This window comes from Roseateles sp., assembly GCF_044373315.1.
Lineage (GTDB): Bacteria > Pseudomonadota > Gammaproteobacteria > Burkholderiales > Burkholderiaceae_C > JACDQM01.
Genome location: NZ_JBILQK010000033.1, coordinates 1 through 16,973, shown reverse-complemented (window position 1 = coordinate 16,973; position 16,973 = coordinate 1). Strand labels below are relative to the sequence as shown.

Here is a 16,973-nt window from a genome sequence, read left to right as displayed (position 1 = left end):
GAGCAATAATCTTTCCGAAAACGCCCCAAGGAGTTCGCTTTGGCCTCAAGAAATCCAAAATCAGGGCAAACCACGAGAGCCGTCGACCAACCGCCGCCGGCCCCGGAATTCGACGACGAGGCGGCCGCCAGCGGCCCGCAGGGCGATGCACTGGACCGCTATCACATCGCCATCCTCGCGGAGCTGCAGCGCGACGCGCGCCTGTCAAATGCCGAGCTGGCCACGCGCATCGGCCTGTCGCCGGCGCCCACCTGGCGGCGTGTACGCTGGCTGGAAGATCTGGGGTACATCACCGGCTACCGCGCCGAGATCGACCGCCGCAAGGTCGGCCTGGGGGTGCTGGCCTTCGTGCGTCTGGACGCTGACCGCAACACCGGCGCCCACACCAAGGTGCTGGAAGACGCGATCCGCCAACTGCCCGAGGTGATCTCCTGCCACTACATCTCGGGCGCCGGCACCTTCGAGTTGCTGGTGATGGCCACCGACCTGGATGCCTTCAGCCGCTTCTCGATCGACACCCTGCTGAACCTGCCCAATGTGAAGGACATCCACACCAGCTTCTCGCTGGGCGAGGTCAAGGCCGGCGGCGCGCTGCCGCTGGGCCATCTGAAGGCAAGCAGCCGCTGAGCCCGATGGGCTGGGCCGCCCGGCAGCTACCATGGCTGCACACTGCCTTTGCAGCCTCCGCCTGCTGCTGCCAACCACCGCATGAGCCTCACACAGCCCGCCGCCCTTCCCCTTCGCCACGTGCTGCTGGCCCTGGCCGTGGTCTCGATCTGGGGCAGCAACTTCGTCATCATCCGGCTCGGGCTCAACGCCTTTCCGCCCCTGCTGTTCGCCGCGCTGCGCTTTGCGCTGGCGGTGCTGCCGGCCATCTTCTTCCTGCCGCGGCCGGCGGTGCCCTGGCGCAATCTGGCGGCCTATGGCGCGCTGGTGGGTGTCGGCCAGTTCGGCCTGCTCTATCTGGCGATGGGCTCGCAGATCTCGCCCGGCCTGGCCTCGCTGGTGATCCAGACCCAGGTTTTCTTCACGCTGCTGCTGGCCATGCGGCTTAGCCATGAGACGCCGCAGCCCTTTCAATGGCTGGCCCTGCTGCTGGCCGCCTCGGGCCTGGCGGTGATCGGCGTACACACCGATGCGCACACCACGGTGCTGGGCCTGGCGATGGTGCTGCTGGCGGCTTTCAGCTGGGCCAGCGGCAATATCGTAGGCAAGCGTGCCGGCCGCGTGAACATGCTGGCCTATGTGGTGTGGAGCTCGGCCTTCGCCGCGCCACCGCTGCTGCTGCTGTCGCTGGTCTTTGAAGGCCCGGCGCGCATCGCTGAAGGCCTGGCCAGCGCCGGCCCGGTGGCCTGGGGCGCGCTGGTCTGGCAGGCACTGGGCAACACCTTGTTCGGCTATGGCGTCTGGGGCTGGCTGCTGTCGCGCCACCCCACCAACCAGATCGTGCCGCTGGCCCTGCTGGTGCCGGTGTTCGGCATGAGCACCGCCGCCTGGTGGCTGGGTGAGAGCCTGCCGGCCTGGAAGCTGGGCGCCGCTGCGCTGGTGCTCAGCGGCCTGGCCTTGAACCTGCTGTGGCCGCTGCGGCCCTGGCGCGCGCGATGAGCTGGCGTTTCGCCGCAACGGCCCTGTCCCTGCTGCTGGCGCTGCCGGCCGCGCCAGCGCTTGCCTTTAGCGATACCCGCGCGCAGGAAATTGCCCAGTGCCTGCCGGGTGAAGTGCAGACCTGGAACGATGGCCGCGATGCGCCCTCGCCGCATCGCGCCTGGCTGTTTGTCTACGCACATGCCGGCGCGCCGGACTGGTTCAGCGCAGCGCAGGTGCAGGCGGTGCTGCAGCGCGCCGCGCAAGCCTGGGCGCCCTGCGGCCTGCCGGTGCAGGTGATGGACGACACGCAGGCGCGCACACACAAACCCGATCCGGCACAAGGCCTGGTGCGGGTGCAGTGGGACGATGCCGCCGTGCGCGGCAACTTCGCGGCCGCCAACCTGACGCAGCGCACACTCAATCTGAGCCCTGCGATGTTCGCCTTGCTGCGCCAGCGCAACCCGCGCCACCCGGCCATCGAGACGCTGCAGATGACCGTGGCCCACGAGATGGGCCATTTCCTCGGCCTGATCGCGCACTCGCGGCGCTGCGTCGATGTGATGTCCTATTACGACGACGGCAAGGGCACGCGCTGCAGCCTGCGCGACCCGGCCGCGCTGAAAGCCCATGTCGAGTACCGATCCCAACTGCCCACGGCCTGCGACATCCAGCGCTGCCGGGCGGCCAATGGCCTGCGCTGAACGCAGACCATGTGGGCCGGTCGATAGGCTGAGGCGCACAGGCGTATGCTTGAACCATCATGCGTTCGCTGACCACCCTGCTTGTCCTGCTGTTCAGCCTGTGCGCCCAGGCCTGGTCGCAGGCCCTGCCACGCAAGAATCTGTGGGTGGAGCTGCGCTGGGTGGAGACCCAGGTCAGTGCCGCCGCCGTGGCCGGCGTGCGCGACGGGGCGGTGGTGGTGGGCACTGCAGGCTCGGTCTCGCCACGGGGTCAGGTCGTGATCAGCACCGGCCGCCAGGCGTCCGAGATGCAGGCCATGCCGCGCCTGCTGGTGCTCAACGGTTCCAGCGCCAGCGTGCAGCTGAGCGAAATGACGCCGGTGCAATGGCTGGACTACGGCATCGACGCCGCGGCCACCACGAGGGGCAGCCCGGCTAGCAGCGCCAAGGTCTACGCCGTTCCGCGCAGCGGACTGTCAACCCAGACGCGCAGCGTCAGCGTCAGCCCACGCTGGCCTGGCGCACGCCAGCCCGTGACGGTGGAGTTGCGCACCCAGCTGGACCAGGCCGCCACCGACCCAGCCACTCCCCGTCAGCAAACCCTGCTGCTGAGCACGGTGCAGCTGCCACTCGGCGAGTGGCTCACTGTGGCGCGCAGCGGCGGCAGCCTGCAGACGCAGCAGCGCGGCACCTTGTCCACCCGCGACGCTGAATCCGGCGTCCTGCGCGAGTTGCAGCTGCGCGTCGACATCGCTCCTTAGTCGGAGGGGCAAGTCCCCTCATTGCGTGACGTCCCAGCGGTGACTCTGCATCGACACTGCGCCAAGTCATGGGTTTCAGCTGCTGGAAGTGCAGACTGGGATCCGAACTCTGGAGCTCTGCATGGCGACAAAAGGCAAGCGGATCCTGATCCTTCAAGGGCACCCCGACAGCACAGCCCCGCACTTCTGCCACGCACTGGCCGAGTCCTATGCCGCAGGTGCCTTGGCCGAGGGGCACGAGTTGCGCCAGGTCGATGTGGCCTGGCTGGACTTTCCGCTGCTGCGCAGCAAGCAGGATTGGGAGCACGGCCTGCTGCCGGCCTCGCTGCTCGAAGCCCAACAGGCCATCGGCTGGTGCGAGCACGTGGTGATCTTCTTCCCGCTCTGGCTCGGTGAGATGCCGGCCCTGCTGAAGGGCTTCCTGGAGCAGGTGGCGCGGCCCGGCTTTGCCTTCAACTCCGAGGGCGGCAACCCCTTGGCCCACAAGGCCCTGAGAGGACGCTCAGCCCGCGTGGTCGTCACGATGGGCATGCCGGCGCTGGTGTACCGCTACTTCTACCGTGCCCACAGCCTCAAGTCCCTGGAGCGCAACATCCTCGGCTTCGTCGGCATCGCACCGATCCGCGAGACCCTGATCGGCATGATCGAAGGCATGGACGAAGCCCAGCGCCAGAAGTGGCTGGACAAGCTGCGCGCGTTGGGCGGCGAAGGCAGCTGAGCCGCGTCAGAGCCAGCCCTGGCGCCATTGGCTGCTGTCGCGCAACTCGCGCCAGCGGATACGCCGGCTGCGGCCCGAATGCACCGCCTCGATCTCGACCCATTCCAGCGGCGCGCCCTGTTCCTCAGGCAGCACCAGGGCCGCTACCAGGAAGTGTTTTTCCCGCTCGACAGGCTGGGCCGCCGTCCATTTGCTCAACAGCAGTTTCTTGGGATGCACGGCATTCATGCCCGCACCTTAGCCGAGCGCGGATTCGCCCGCGCGGCAGCGCTGGATTGAGCCCGTGCCGCGCGCGGCCATGCGCGCCGCGCGAGCTTCCTCCGCCCCAGGGTGGGCACAATGGTTTTCCCGTTCGCACTCACCGCAGCCATGCACCCCCAAGCCCCCGTGGCCCTGATCGGCGCCGGCCTCGCCGGTCTCAGCTGTGCCACAGCCCTGCAACAGGCCGGCGTGGCCGTGCAGCTGTTCGACAAGAGCCGCGGCCCGGCTGGTCGCATGAGCACACGCCGCGCCGAAGGCTGGGCCTGCGACCATGGCGCGCAATACTTCACCGCCCGCGATCCGCGCTTTCGCGCAGAGCTGTCACGCTGGCAGGCGGCCGGCGTGGCCGCGCCCTGGGCACCGCGCCTTGCAGTGCTGGGAGGCCTGGGCACGCACCATCCGGACGCCAGCATCCAGCGCTTCGTCGGCCTGCCGCAGATGACGGCGCCGGCGCGCTGGCTGGCCGATCAGCTGCCGCTGGCACTGCAATCGACGGTTACAGCGCTGCGCCGCGACAGCACTGGCGCCTGGCAGCTGCAGAGCGCTGAGCAGGGCTGGCTGGCCCAGCCCTTCAGCGCCGCGCTGCTGGCGCTGCCGGCGCCGCAGGCCGCGCCGCTGCTGGCCCCACATGCACCAGCACTGGCCGAGCTCTCCACCCAGGCACGCATGCGCGGCTGCTGGGCGCTGATGCTGCAGTACGAGGCACCGGTGGACCTGCCCTTCGAGGCCGCCTTCGTCAACCGCGGCCCCTTGCGCTGGATTGCGCGCGACAGCAGCAAGCCCGGCCGCAGCGGCGCCGAGACCTGGCTGCTGCATGCCGAGGCCGAGTGGAGCGAAGCGCATCTGGAGCATGCGCCCGAGCAGGTGGCCGCGTTGATGCTGCAGGCCTTTGCCGAGCATGGCGGGCCGGCGCCGCAGAGCTGGAGCGCGCACCGCTGGCGCTATGCCGACAGCGCGCCCGCGCTGGACATCGGCTTTTCCTGGCAGGCCGAGTCCGGGCTGGGCCTATGCGGCGACTGGCTGCATGGCGGCAAGGTCGAGGGCGCCTGGCTCAGCGGCCTCAAGCTGGCCCAGGCCCTGCTGCACAGCCGCGCCACAATCCGGGCATGACACAAGACCTGACCCCGCCGCCGAAAGTGACTCGGCCGCTGCGCTGGGACGCCCACGCCTGCCTGCCGCTGCACCCCGACGCCAGCTTCGCGCCGCTGCAGCGCTATGCGGCCCAGGGCGTGGACTATGTGTCCATCAACGTCGGCATGGACATGAACCCTGTCGAGCAGGTGATGGCGGTGATCGCCGGCTTTCGCGCCCGCCTAGGCGCCGAGCCCGAGCGCTATGCGCTGGTGGGCACGGTGGCCGAGATCGAGGCAGCGCGCGCCGCGGGCGTGCTGGCCATCGGCTTCGACCTGGAGGGCGCGCTACCGCTGCTGGAGCGCCCCGAGATGGTGGCGCTGTACCGCTCGCTGGGGGTCAAGCAGATCCACTTAGCCTACAACCGCAACAACAGCGTGGCCGGCGGCTGCCACGACAGCGAACAGGGCCTGACGACGCTCGGCCGGCGCATGGTCGAAGCGGTCAACGCAGCCGGCCTGCTGATGGACTGCTCGCACACCGGGCGGCGCAGCACGCTGGACATCATGGCCGCGTCGAGCGCGCCGGTGATCTTCAGCCATGCCAATCCGGCGGCGCTGGTCGAGCATGGGCGCAACATCACGGATGAACAGATCCAGGCCTGCGCCGCCACCGGCGGTGTGGTCTGCATCAACGGCATCTCGGCCTTTCTGGCCAGCGAGCAGCCCGCGGCCGACGACCTGGCCCGCCATGCGGCCTATGTGGCCGATCTCGTCGGCGCGGCCCATGTCGGCCTGGGGCTGGATGTGTGCTTCTCCGAGCCTGGGCTGGACGACGATCCGCCCAGTGGCCTGGACCGGGCCTACTGGTGGCCGGCTTCGGCCGGCTACGGCCAGGGTCTGACGCAGATCCGCTATGCACCGGTCGAGACCTGGGGCGAGATCGAGACCGCACTGCGCCGCGCCGGCTTCAGCGCCGCCGAAGCGGCCGGCGTGATGGGCGGCCATATGGCGCAGGTGGCGCGCCAGGTCTGGGGCGGCTAGGGCAGGTGTCGGCCGGCCAGCGGCCTTCCCCGCTCAGCGCCCCGGCCTGGCCAGCCGCGCCAGGGTGGCCGCGCATTGCTCGGCGCTGGCGATGCAGTCCAGCCCCGTCCGTTCGACTTCGCCCATCAAGCCCAGCCAGGAACCCAGCCCTTCCAGCGTCAGCTTGGTCTTGGATGTGCGCAGCCAACCCTGCTCGGCCAGCTGTCCCAACAGGATCCAGGCCTGGCGGCGTGACAGCCCGGACAGATCGCCGATGCAGGCCTGCGAGATCGGCAGAGCGAAGCTGCCGGCCTGCTGCGCCTCTGGGTTGTCCGAGGTCAGCGCTGTGGCCAGCGTGGCCAGCACGCTGACCAAGCGCTGCAGGCCGTTGCCTGCCAGGCGCATCGTGATCTGATCCTGCAGCCGCGCCTCGGTAGCTTCACACAGCTGGGCGGTATCGCTGGGCCGGTGCGGATCGGGCGGTGGCACACGGCCCAGGGGAATACTGATCGTCGTGACATCGACCAGCGCGGTGACGTCGTAGCGCGAGGCCAGCTTGCCCAGCGGCGAGCCCCAGCCGATCACATCGCCCAGCCACAGCGCCGCCACCGCCACACGCGTGTCGGTGGCCACCTTGGACACCAGGCAGGCCGCACCCTGGCTGATGGCCACCCACTCGGCCAGTTCGCTGCCGGTCTTCACGATGGTCTGGCCGCGGCGGTAGCTGCGCACATCGGCGGCCTTCAGCCATTGAACGTCGCCGCTTTGCTGTTCAGGCTTGCGGTCTTCTCCCTCTGGGGATTTCATCGGGTTTCCCTCGTTTGCTTGCTCTTGGTTGTTTGTCTCGCGCAGGGCCAGCCGGCGCCCTGTGCCGGGCGCTCGATCCCTTCTTGTAGGGGCGCGTCGATTGATGCGATGGCTCGATAAGCGCCGCCGCACAGGGCGCAAAGCGCGTTGACAGCGCCGGCGCACTGCCCTGTCACCACACGGTCAGACTGCGCGTCAGCACGCGCTGCAACCAGCTGCGCTGCGCCGCCTCGGAGACCTCGCCCTGGCCTGCGCTCTCCAGCAGCGCGTTGACCACGTTGGCCGAGCTGACCAGATTGCCCGGGCCGATGTCGCGCGGATCTACCAGGCCCGAGAAGCGCAAGGTCGTGCCGCCGCCATTGAGCCGCGTGCTGCGCTCACCCGCGACCAGCAAATGACCGTTGGGTAGCACATTGATCACGCTCACCGCGATCTGGCCGTTGAAGCTGCTCGACGCCTCGGCTGTGCCGGCGCCCTTGAATGCATCGCTGCCGGCCGCGCTCGCATCGGCGTTCCATAGCGATTCAAGCAGACCGCCAGACTTGCGGCCGGCACCCGGCCCCTTGACGGCCAGCTTGTTGTCACGGCTGGTGTCGGTGCTCTGGCGCTGCGCGGCCTTGAAGGATTCGCTGATGTCGACCTTCAGCGTGTCGCCGATGGCCTGAGGCCGCCGCTCGCTGGAGAACAGCGAGGCGGTGGGCAGGTGCGCCTGGTAGATCGCGCCGTTGGTGGGTCGCTCCAGATACATGGGCTGGGCCGCCTGCGGCGCGCGCAGCGCCCCCTGCACCAGGCTCGGCGGCGCGCTGGCGCAGGCCCCCAGCAGCAGACACAGCAGGGCCAGCGGCACAAACGTGCGCGCCAATGTGCGCCGCCCAGACGGGTTCTTGTGGCGAATCATCATGTCCCCCTCCTCCTAGCTTTCGAATCCGGTGATCAGCGCCTTGACGACCGCGGCCACCTTGGCGCGCGTACTTGCCCAGCGGCTCAGGCCGAACTGCTCATCCACCGCGTAGCTGCTGCTGGCCAGCAGGCGGCCGTCGGCCTTGTGCAGGCTCAGCGCCGCGCTGCTTAGAAAGGGCTGGTAATGCTTGCCCAGCGGCGGCACGCCCCAATCGACGCTGGCCGTGTAGCGCAGCCAGTGGCGGCAGGCGGCAGGCTCGATGCCGGCCTCGTAGACGCGGCTGCTGACGCCTTGCTGGCGCAGCTCAGCCTGCAGCGCAGGCACAAGGTCCGGCGCGGGCGCCTGGCGGTTGAAGGCGATGCAGAGCTCGCGCACCGGCGCATCGCCGTGGTGAACGGTGTTCTGCGCGCGGCCCGGCCGCTGGCTCAACGCGGTCGATGTGGCGCTGCCACCCGCCTTGATCAGCTCCCAGGTCGGGGCCGAGCTAACGATGGCGCAGCCGCTCATCGAAGCCGCCAGCATTAGCATCGACGAGGCGCGCAAGCAATGCGGTGTCATCTACCGCCCCTCAGGCCATGGCGCTGAGCAGCGCCTGGCCGGCCAGCGTGGCGACGGCGCCGTAGCCCAGCGCCGCCCCGGCTGCATCGCCCGCCTTGGACAGGCCCTGCGAGACCAGGGTCTCGGCTTCACGCGCCAGCTGCTGAACGCCGGATTGCGCGGCCTCGCCGCCAGCCATCAAGGCCTGGGCGCTTTCGCTGACGCTCTCCGCCACGCCTTGCACCAGAGCCTGCGCGGACTCGATGATCTCCACCGCGCTGTCGCCGATCTGTTCGACCAACTCGCCGGCCTCGCTGGCCACGCTGTGGGCGGCCTGCTGCAGCGCTTCCAGGCTGCGCGGGCTGAAGCTGGCACGTACCCCGTAGGCAGGCAGCTCGATGCTGAGCTCGCCGCCATCGGTCGCCGCGCAGAGCGGCCGGGCATCGCTGGCTGACCTTACGCTGCTGCGTTCACCTGAACTTGGCGCCAGCGCGGCAGCAGTGACAGACAGCGTTGACGGGCCACCGTTGGCGATGCCAACGGCACTGTTCAATAGACTCATGAATCGCTCCTGAAGGCGGCCGTGGCGGCCGCTGCATGACCGGCGTGACGCCGGTGCGGGAATCAGCGCTCGGGCGTTGTGGCTGCGGCCCGGCTGGGCGGCGTGCTCTGCACGCTTGCTGCGCCCGGCGTGCCGGCTGCAGGCTGTGCCTCCGGCGTCCGGGCGCTTTTCAGCAGATCGCTGAAGGCGGGCACAGCGCTGCCTGCCGGCGCGGCAGCGGTCGGCCGGGCCGGCGGAGCCGGACTGTGAATCGAGGGGGTAGTGGGTCTGACTTGCATGGCCTGGTCTGTTGAGTGGCGATGCAATGGATTCTTCGCGCCAGCGCCCGAACGCAAGGGCGGATGTGCGGCAAGGCGGCGCGCCTCATGCACAAGCTGAGTGACATCCATCACTCAAGCCCGTGATGGACGCCGGGACTCAGGACGGAACCATCAGCGAAGAGACAGGCCGGCGCAGCGACGGCGGCATCAGCGGCCCACGGCCGAAACGGATCACCAGATCGGGCCGCCCGCCGCTCAGGCCCAGCCAGCGCGAGAACTCGCTGCGCAACGCCGGAACCTCCACCGGCTGATTCAGGTGCGCAGTGCGCACACCCAGCGCCGTGGCCTGCAGCGCAAAGCGCTCGAAAGCACGGCCAGCCTGCACCCAGTGCGCGGCGTCGTCCGACTCGGTGGAAAACACCGCAATGCCGGCCGAGCTGCGCACATGCGCCGCGTACTTGTCGTTTTCGGCCTTTTCGGTGAAGAACAGGCTGAACAGACGGCTGCCCAGCCAGCGTGGCACCGCCGGGTTGCCCGAGCTGCGCGCGAACAGTCCGTCGCGCAGCGCCAGTGCCTCGGCATCGCTGAAGCGCAACCACGCCTTGAGCTCATCAACAAAGCCGGCATCGCGCATCTGCACGGTATTGCCCTGCACCACGAACTCCAGCACCTGCTCCAGCGCGGGCTTCTCGGTCAGCAGGCGCAGCTGTACGCCGGGCGCGCTGCCGGCCTGCTGCAGCAGCTGCAGCTCGGCGGCGCTGAGCGCTTGCCCGTCGTAAAGCCCGCGGGTGGACTGCCGCTGCGGGATGGCCTCGAACAGCGCGCTGCGCTGCGCTGCAGTCGGTGCCAATGCGACTTCGATGCGGGCACCGCCGTCGCTTGCCTTGAACTCCGCCTCTGCCCGCAGGCCATGGGCCAGCGCCGCCTGCGCGAGGTTCTCGGCCGCACAGCCGAGCGAGACGAACAGATGATGGTCATCCGGATCGACCACCGGGCAGCGCCGCGATAGGTCCGGCAGCAGTGTCAGCGAATGCGCGCCCAGGCGGAACTGCCAGCACTGCGTGTTGTGGCTGGAAGGCGCCATCGCCGCATAGCGGATCAGCTCGAGCAGCAGCGCCTCGCGCTCAGTGGGCAGCGCCTGCGCGTGGCGCCAGGTCTGGCTGACGGCCTGCTCATAGCCTTCGCCAGCGCGGCCGCAGGCGCTGAGCGCCGCAGTGCTGCCCAGCACCGCCAGCGACTGCCCGAGAAAGCGCCGCCGGCGATTCAAGGTCGACATCGTTGCCTCCATTCGCCGCGCTCTCAGGCGCGCTCGCGCAGTTGCAGCACATTGCCCTCGGGGTCGTAGCCGTCACAGGCGCGAAAGCCGCGTGCGGTGAACTCCTTGTCGGCCGCATCCAGCTGACCGCCCAGCGCCGCGGCCTTGGCGCGCGCCTCGCTGAGACTGGCCACCGGGAAGAACAGCTTGATCGCAGTATCACTGCGACGTTCTGGCGGCTGACTGATCTGGATGCCGGCGGCAATGCGTGCCGGGATGCCGTGGATCACCAACTGCATCTGCGGCGACTCCAGCACGACGAGGCCGACGGCGGCATGCAGGCGTCGCATGCCCAGCACGCCTTCATAGAAGCGGGCCACCCGGGCCAGGTCTTTGGCAAACAGCACGGCGCCCGCGCAGACGGCATCAGACATTTCATCCTCCGGCTTGATCATCAGCCCGCGCATGGTGACACAGCAGCACGGGCATCAGGGCAAACAGCAGCAGCATCAGCAGATAGGCCGTGCCCGACACCGGGTCGCGGCTGGCGATGTAGTCCTGCAAGCTGCGCTCCTGCAGCAGCACGGCCAGCGTCAGCTCGGCGCCCACCAGCAAGGCCAGCGCGACGCCGCCCGCCGCCAGCGCCTGCAGCCGGCTCAGCACCTGGCGCCGCAGCAGCCAGCGCGCCCAACACCAGATGGCCAGGCCCATCAGCGGCATCTCCAGCAGTTCGGCCCAGCGCTCGCCCAGGCGCGGCACGACCAGCAGCACCCGCACCGTGCCGAGCACGAAGCCGGTGGCAAACACGAGCGCGAAGTAGCGCAGGGCGAAGGTCAGCGGCGCTGGCATCACGGCTGACGCTCCGGTGTCAGCGCCGCGCTGTCGCCAGCAGCGCGCTGAAGGCAATGAAGGTCGTACCGGCGGCGCGATTGACCAGCCGACCGCCGCGCTCGCTGGACAGCCATCCCTTGGCGCGGTGGGCGAACAGCGCATAGCCGCTATGGATCAGCAGCACCAACAGCGCATAGGTCAGCACCAGTGCTATGAACTGCAGCGCGTAGGGCCGCTGCGGATCGATGAACTGCGGGAACACCGACAGGAAGAACAGGATCACCTTGGGGTTGCTCAGCTGCAGCGTGAGCCCCTCGATGAAGCGGCGCTTCAGGCTGGCCTCATGCGTGTCAGTGCCGGCATCAAAACGAAACGGCGGCGCGCGCCAAAGCTTGATGCCCAGATACAGCAAATAGGCGGCGCCGACCAGCTTCATCACGGTGAAGGCGGTGCTGGAAGCCGCCAGCAGCACGCCCAGGCTGGTGGCCGACAGCGCCGCCACCAGGAGCGCGCCGCAGGCGATGCCCAGGATGCCGCCCAGCGTGCCGCGCAGGCCAAAGCGCAAGGCATTGCTCAGCGTCATCACGACGCCGGGCCCGGGGCTCAGCACTGTGGCCATGGCCATCAGGACAAAGAGAAGATACAGCTCCATGCCGGCACGATAGCAGCCCCTACGCAGGCTCGGCGCGCTTCAGCGCCGCCCGCCGCCACGTGCCGTGCCCTGGCGCGGCCAGTAGCGGAACTCGTCCTCGTGGATCTCGATGTCGAGCTCCTGCGCGCGCATCAGCAGGCGCTCCTGCGCGTCGGCCACGCCCTTGTTGTAAAGGCTGGGGCCGAGCTCTTCGAGAAAGAAGCCCAGCAAGGCCCCGGCCGCAACATTGCCGATGCGCTCGCCGTCCATGTTCTGCTCGAAATAGCGCTCGATCGACGCGATGGCCTGTTGGCGCTGTTCCTTGGAGAGTTCAATGCCCATGGCCTGACGAGTCCGCTGAGTGGCTGCGTCCACATGTTAGCCGCCACCAGACCCTGCGGCACGCACCAGCCAGGCCCGTCGGCACTCCCTTCACACCGCGGCGGTGCAGCCGCGCACCTCCGTCGTCCCCTGCCATTCCCCAAGGCTATGCCCCGCCCCGTTTCTGCTATCCGGCAGCCGCACGCGCTACTGGTTTTCACCCGGTCGGCGAGCAGCCGACCGGACAAGAATCCAAGGTAAATGCAATAGGCCCGTCCGTGCCTGGCGGCGAGCCTGCGAAGAACCATCAGCAGAGGAAGAGAGCTCATAGCATGTCATCCCACATTTCCCGTCGCACCGCCTCCGCCACCTTGCTGGCGTCTAGCCTGTCGCTGGCCTTCGGCCTGAGCGTCCTTAGCAGCCCGCTGCTGGCGGCCACGCCCAAGGACACCCTGGTGCAGGCCCTGGCCTTCGACGACATCATCACGATGGACCCGGCTGAATCCTTCGAGATCTCGGCCGGCGAGATCATGGGCAACACCTACGACCGCCTGGTGCGCCTGAACGTGGCTAACCCCTCCGAGCTGGTAGGCGACATCGCCAAGAGCTGGACTGTCTCAGCCGACGGCAAGACCTTCACCTTCGAGCTGAAACCCGGCTTGAAGTTCGCTTCCGGCAACCCGATCACCGCCGAAGACGTGGCTTGGTCGCTGCAGCGCGCGGTGACGCTCAACAAGACGCCGGCCTTCATCCTGACCCAGCTGGGGCTGAACAAGGACAACGCGGCGCAGCGTGTCAAGGCCACGGGGCCGCTGACGCTGACGCTGGAGACTGAAAAGTCCTTCGCCCCCACGCTGGTGCTGAACTGCCTGACGGCCAATGTGGCCTCGGTGGTGGACAAGAAGCTGCTACTCAGCAAGGAAGCCAATGGCGACATGGGCTATGCATGGCTGAAGACCAACTACGCCGGCTCCGGGCCCTACAAGCTGCGCGAATGGCGCGCCAACGAGATCATCGCGCTGGAACGCAATGATCAAAGCGCCACCAAGGCCGTGCTGTCACGCGTGATCTACCGCCATGTGAAGGAAGCCGCCACCCAGCGCCTGCTGTTGGAGAAGGGCGACATCGATGTGGCCCGCAATCTGGCGCCGCAGGACATCAACGCCCTGGCAGCCAACAAAGACATCAAGACCACCACCACCGCCAAGGGCACGGTGTTCTACATCAGCATGAACATGAAGCACCCGGCATTCGCCAAGCCCGAGGTGCGCGAGGCGATGAAGCATCTGCTGGACTACGACGGCATCGGTGCCACCCTGGTTCAGCACATCGGCCGCATCCACCAGAACTTCCTGCCGGTGGGCCTGCTTGGCGCAGCTACCGACAAGCCCTTCAAGCTGGATGTCGACAAGGCCAAGGCCCTGCTGGCCAAGGCCGGCTACCCGAACGGCTTCAAGGCCACCATCGACATGCGCACCGTGCAGCCGGTGCAGGGCATCACAGAGAGCTTCCAGCAGACCGCCAAGCGCGCCGGCATCGAGCTTGAGATCATCCCCGGCGACGGCAAGCAAACGCTGACCAAGTACCGCGCCCGCAGCCACGACATGTACATCGGCACCTGGGGCGCCGACTATTGGGATCCGCACACCAATGCCGATACCTTCGCGCGCAACCCCGACAACGCCGACGATGCCAAGGCCAAGCCGCTGGCCTGGCGCAATGCCTGGGACATCCCCGAGCTGACCAAGAAGTCCGACGCCGCGATGCTGGAGCGCGACGGCAAGAAGCGCGCCGCGATGTACCAGGAGATCCAGGCCGAGTTCCGCAAGACCAGCCCCTTCGTGATGGTCTATCAGCAGACCGATGTGGCCGCCTACCGCGCCAATGTCGATGGCCTGAAGCTGGGCACAACTTCGGACACCAACTACGTCTTCAACATCAAGAAGCGTTAGTCCTCTCGTGTCTTTCTTGTCGCGTCAGAAGCCCAGGGCCAAGGCCCTGGGCAGCTTTCTTGTCGTCATCGCGCTGACCTATCTGGGCCTGCTGGCGGTGACCTTCTTCATCGGACGGGTGATTCCGGTGGACCCGGTGCTGGCCGTCGTCGGCGACCGGGCCAGCGAGGACGTGATCGCCCGCGTGCGCGAGGAGATGGGCCTCAACAAGCCCTTGTGGGAGCAGTTCGCGATCTACCTGGGCAAGGTGGCCGAAGGTGACTTCGGCACCTCGGTGCTGAGCTCCAACCCGGTGCTGGACGACATCCGGCGCGTCTTCCCCGCCACCTTTGAACTGGCCACCGTGGGCATCATCATCGGCGCCGGCCTGGGCGTGCCGCTGGGCGTCTGGGCCGCGGTGCGGCGCGGCGGTCTGGCCGACCAGGTGGTGCGGGTGATGGGCCTGATCGGCTACTCGGTGCCAATCTTCTGGCTGGGCCTGATGGCGCTGGTGCTGTTCTACGCCAAGCTCGGCTGGGTGGCCGGGCCGGGCCGCATCGATGTGGCGTTTGAATACAGCGTCAGCCCGGTGACTGGCCTTCTGCTGCTGGATGCGGCGATGGCCGGCGAGTGGGAGGCCTTCCGCAACGCGCTGTCGCATCTGGCGCTGCCCGGCGCGCTCCTGGGCTATTTTTCGCTGGCATACATCAGCCGCATGACACGCTCCTTCATGCTCAATGAGCTGAGCCAGGAATACATCGTCGCGGCCCGTGCCAAGGGCATCTCGGAGACCCGCATCATCTGGCGCCATGCGCTACGCAATGCCATGGTGCCGCTGGTCACCGTGATCGCGCTGTCCTACGCCGGCCTGTTGGAAGGGTCGGTGCTGACCGAGACCGTGTTCGCCTGGCCCGGCCTAGGCCTGTACATCACCAACTCGCTGCAGAACGCCGATATGAACGCGGTGCTGGGCGGCACACTGGTGGTGGGTTCGATCTTCATCGCGCTGAATCTTTTCTCCGATCTCTTGTATCGGCTGTTGGACCCAAGGACTCGTAGCCGATGAATCGCTCTGCATCACTTCACGACTGGCTGATGAGCGAGCAGCCGCAATCGCGGCGGCAAGCAGCGCTCGGCCGCGCCTATGCCGGCTGGCGCAGCTTTGCGCGCAACCGGTTGGCGGTGCTGGGCCTGCTCATCGTGCTGGGCCTGTTGCTGGTGGCCGTGTTCGCCAACCAGCTGGCGCCCTACTCGCCCACCGTCGGCGACCTGCGCACCACGCGCTTGCTGGAGCCCTCTGCGGCGCATTGGATGGGCACCGACGACCAGGGCCGCGACATCCTCTCGCGCCTGATCCATGGCTCGCGCATCACGCTCTTCGTCGTCGTGCTGGTGGCGCTGCTGGCCGCCCCGATCGGCCTGCTGGTGGGAACGGTGGCCGGCTATGCCTCGGCGCATGGCGCGCCCTGGCTGGACGCAGTGCTGATGCGCGTGACCGACATCTTTCTGGCCTTTCCGCGCCTGATCCTGGCGCTGGCCTTCGTAGCCGCACTCGGTCCGGGCATCGAGAACGCGGTGCTGGCGATTGCCATCACCTCCTGGCCGCCTTACGCCCGCATTGCGCGCGCCGAGACGCTGACCATTGCCCGCGCCGACTACATCGCCGCCGTGCAGCTGATCGGCGCCTCGCACAGCCGCGTGGTGCTGCGCCACATCATGCCGCTGTGCCTGCCCTCGGTGATCGTGCGCGTCACGCTGGACATGGCCGGCATCATCCTGACCGGCGCCGGCCTGGGCTTTCTGGGCCTGGGCGCGCAACCGCCCAGCCCCGAGTGGGGCGCGATGATCGCCGGTGGCCGCGCCTATGTGCTGGACCAGTGGTGGGTGGCCGCGGGGCCAGGTCTTGCCATCTTCGTCGTCAGCCTGGCCTTCAATCTGCTGGGCGACGGCTTGCGCGACACGCTGGACCCCAAGAGCGTCAAATGACAAGCCAGGGCAATAACTCTCCACTTCTGGAAGTCGATGACCTGCGCGTCGCCTTCCCCACCCGCGACGGCGGCGTCTTCGAAGCGGTGCGCGGCGTCTCCTTCACCTTGGGCCGTGAACGCCTGGGCATCGTGGGCGAATCGGGCTCAGGCAAGTCGCAGACCGGCCGCGCCATCGTCGGCCTGACGGCGCCAGAGGCGCGCATCACTGCCAAGCGCCTGGCCTTCCAGGGCCAGGACCTCTTGAGCGCCACGCCCGAGCAGCGCCGTGCGATGCGCGGCCGCAGCATCGCGATGGTGCTGCAGGACCCCAAGTACTCGCTGAACCCGGTGATGCGCATCGGCGCGCAGATCGCCGAAACGCTATTGGCGCATCAGAAGCTGGGCCGCGCTGAAGCCCACCAGCGCGTGCTGCAGGCGCTGCGCGACGTGGCCATCAGCGACCCCGAGCGCGTGGCCGCGCTCTACCCGCATGAAGTCTCCGGTGGCATGGGCCAGCGCGTGATGATCGCGATGATGCTGATTGCCGAACCGCAGCTGCTGATCGCCGACGAGCCGACCTCGGCGCTGGATGTGACAGTGCAGCTGCAGGTGCTGAAGATCATGGATGAGCTGGTCGCCGCGCGCGGCATGGGCCTGATCTTCGTCTCGCACGATCTTCGCCTGGTGGCCAGCTTCTGCGACCGCGTGCTGGTTATGTACGCCGGCCGCGTGGTGGAAGAAATCAAGGCCAGCGAATTGCAGAACGCCCAGCACCCCTACACCCAAGGCCTCTTGAACTGCCTGCCCCGCCTGGGCCAGAGCCGCCACCCGCTGCCCACGCTGGACCGCCAGGAGGCCTGGAAGCTATGA

At 68.2% G+C, this 16,973-nt stretch carries 21 protein-coding genes; 11 read left to right on the top strand and 10 right to left on the bottom strand.

Features of this window, described 5'->3' with window-relative positions:
• Positions 1 to 150 precede the first annotated feature (150 nt).
• The 5 genes from ACIQ67_RS09865 (at position 151) to ACIQ67_RS09845 (ending at position 3,746) form a co-directional block, all read left to right on the top strand.
• Positions 151 to 627, top strand: a complete 477-nt coding sequence (locus ACIQ67_RS09865; protein ID WP_397534214.1) for an Lrp/AsnC family transcriptional regulator — start codon at positions 151 to 153, stop codon at positions 625 to 627.
• Between the two features lie 81 nt (positions 628 to 708).
• A complete protein-coding gene (locus tag ACIQ67_RS09860) occupies positions 709 to 1,605 on the top strand; it encodes an EamA family transporter (protein ID WP_397534193.1) in 897 nt (298 codons plus the stop codon).
• Positions 1,602 to 2,288 carry a hypothetical protein gene (locus ACIQ67_RS09855; RefSeq protein WP_397534192.1) on the top strand — a complete coding sequence of 229 codons (687 nt, stop codon included), beginning with the start codon at positions 1,602 to 1,604 and terminating at the stop codon, positions 2,286 to 2,288. The genes ACIQ67_RS09860 and ACIQ67_RS09855 overlap by 4 nt, the downstream gene beginning before the upstream one ends.
• A 59-nt stretch (positions 2,289 to 2,347) precedes the next feature.
• On the top strand, positions 2,348 to 3,028 hold the full coding sequence (locus tag ACIQ67_RS09850) for a hypothetical protein (RefSeq protein WP_397534191.1): 681 nt from the start codon (positions 2,348 to 2,350) through the stop codon (positions 3,026 to 3,028).
• 121 nt (positions 3,029 to 3,149) lie between these two features.
• Complete coding sequence (locus ACIQ67_RS09845; protein WP_397534190.1) at positions 3,150 to 3,746, top strand: NAD(P)H-dependent oxidoreductase; 597 nt, start codon at positions 3,150 to 3,152, stop codon at positions 3,744 to 3,746.
• A 6-nt stretch (positions 3,747 to 3,752) separates the two neighbouring features.
• On the opposite strand, the gene ACIQ67_RS09840 is transcribed toward ACIQ67_RS09845, so the two are convergent.
• The gene (locus ACIQ67_RS09840; protein WP_397534189.1) at positions 3,753 to 3,974 is read right to left on the bottom strand and encodes a TIGR02450 family Trp-rich protein; all 222 of its coding nucleotides are present in this window, start codon (positions 3,972 to 3,974) and stop codon (positions 3,753 to 3,755) included.
• Between the two features lie 141 nt (positions 3,975 to 4,115).
• Here ACIQ67_RS09840 and ACIQ67_RS09835 point away from each other — a divergent pair, with 141 nt between their 5' ends.
• Both ACIQ67_RS09835 and ACIQ67_RS09830 read left to right on the top strand, forming a co-directional pair.
• Positions 4,116 to 5,117, top strand: coding sequence for an NAD(P)/FAD-dependent oxidoreductase (locus ACIQ67_RS09835; protein WP_397534188.1), 1,002 nt, complete (start codon positions 4,116 to 4,118; stop codon positions 5,115 to 5,117).
• On the top strand, positions 5,114 to 6,121 hold the full coding sequence (locus ACIQ67_RS09830) for a dipeptidase (protein ID WP_397534187.1): 1,008 nt from the start codon (positions 5,114 to 5,116) through the stop codon (positions 6,119 to 6,121). The genes ACIQ67_RS09835 and ACIQ67_RS09830 overlap by 4 nt, the downstream gene beginning before the upstream one ends.
• A 33-nt stretch (positions 6,122 to 6,154) precedes the next feature.
• Here the strand turns inward: ACIQ67_RS09830 and ACIQ67_RS09825 are convergent, their stop codons facing one another.
• The 9 genes from ACIQ67_RS09825 to ACIQ67_RS09785 all read right to left on the bottom strand — a co-directional run bounded on the left by ACIQ67_RS09825 (position 6,155) and on the right by ACIQ67_RS09785 (position 12,226).
• The gene (locus ACIQ67_RS09825) at positions 6,155 to 6,907 is read right to left on the bottom strand and encodes a Crp/Fnr family transcriptional regulator (protein WP_397534186.1); all 753 of its coding nucleotides are present in this window, start codon (positions 6,905 to 6,907) and stop codon (positions 6,155 to 6,157) included.
• A 172-nt stretch (positions 6,908 to 7,079) separates the two neighbouring features.
• Entirely contained in the window at positions 7,080 to 7,808 is a 729-nt protein-coding gene (locus ACIQ67_RS09820) for a flagellar basal body L-ring protein FlgH (RefSeq protein WP_397534185.1), read from the bottom strand.
• Between the two features lie 12 nt (positions 7,809 to 7,820).
• Entirely contained in the window at positions 7,821 to 8,315 is a 495-nt protein-coding gene (locus tag ACIQ67_RS09815) for a cell division protein FtsI (protein ID WP_397534184.1), read from the bottom strand.
• 61 nt (positions 8,316 to 8,376) lie between these two features.
• The gene (locus ACIQ67_RS09810) at positions 8,377 to 8,907 is read right to left on the bottom strand and encodes a hypothetical protein (RefSeq protein WP_397534183.1); all 531 of its coding nucleotides are present in this window, start codon (positions 8,905 to 8,907) and stop codon (positions 8,377 to 8,379) included.
• Positions 8,908 to 9,324: 417 nt separating this feature from the next.
• A complete protein-coding gene (locus ACIQ67_RS09805) occupies positions 9,325 to 10,443 on the bottom strand; it encodes an Acg family FMN-binding oxidoreductase (RefSeq protein ID WP_397534182.1) in 1,119 nt (372 codons plus the stop codon).
• Between the two features lie 23 nt (positions 10,444 to 10,466).
• Entirely contained in the window at positions 10,467 to 10,856 is a 390-nt protein-coding gene (locus ACIQ67_RS09800; protein WP_397534181.1) for a VOC family protein, read from the bottom strand.
• Position 10,857: 1 nt separating this feature from the next.
• Positions 10,858 to 11,271: a hypothetical protein gene (locus ACIQ67_RS09795; protein ID WP_397534180.1), complete on the bottom strand. Its 414-nt coding sequence runs from the start codon at positions 11,269 to 11,271 to the stop codon at positions 10,858 to 10,860.
• A 19-nt stretch (positions 11,272 to 11,290) separates the two neighbouring features.
• Positions 11,291 to 11,905 (bottom strand): LysE family translocator, encoded by a 615-nt coding sequence (locus tag ACIQ67_RS09790; RefSeq protein WP_397534179.1) that lies wholly within the window; start codon positions 11,903 to 11,905, stop codon positions 11,291 to 11,293.
• A 39-nt stretch (positions 11,906 to 11,944) separates the two neighbouring features.
• Positions 11,945 to 12,226, bottom strand: a complete 282-nt coding sequence (locus tag ACIQ67_RS09785) for a DUF2164 domain-containing protein (RefSeq protein WP_397534178.1) — start codon at positions 12,224 to 12,226, stop codon at positions 11,945 to 11,947.
• 311 nt (positions 12,227 to 12,537) lie between these two features.
• On the opposite strand from ACIQ67_RS09785, the gene ACIQ67_RS09780 reads away from it, so the two are divergent.
• From ACIQ67_RS09780 to ACIQ67_RS09765, 4 genes are read left to right on the top strand one after another with little or no spacing between them, the layout of a single operon-like run.
• Positions 12,538 to 14,157, top strand: coding sequence for an ABC transporter substrate-binding protein (locus ACIQ67_RS09780; RefSeq protein ID WP_397534177.1), 1,620 nt, complete (start codon positions 12,538 to 12,540; stop codon positions 14,155 to 14,157).
• A 16-nt stretch (positions 14,158 to 14,173) separates the two neighbouring features.
• Positions 14,174 to 15,202, top strand: a complete 1,029-nt coding sequence (locus ACIQ67_RS09775) for an ABC transporter permease (RefSeq protein WP_397534213.1) — start codon at positions 14,174 to 14,176, stop codon at positions 15,200 to 15,202.
• Positions 15,199 to 16,122 carry an ABC transporter permease gene (locus ACIQ67_RS09770; protein ID WP_397534176.1) on the top strand — a complete coding sequence of 308 codons (924 nt, stop codon included), beginning with the start codon at positions 15,199 to 15,201 and terminating at the stop codon, positions 16,120 to 16,122. The genes ACIQ67_RS09775 and ACIQ67_RS09770 overlap by 4 nt, the downstream gene beginning before the upstream one ends.
• Positions 16,119 to 16,973 carry an ABC transporter ATP-binding protein gene (locus ACIQ67_RS09765; RefSeq protein WP_397534175.1) on the top strand — a complete coding sequence of 285 codons (855 nt, stop codon included), beginning with the start codon at positions 16,119 to 16,121 and terminating at the stop codon, positions 16,971 to 16,973. The genes ACIQ67_RS09770 and ACIQ67_RS09765 overlap by 4 nt, the downstream gene beginning before the upstream one ends.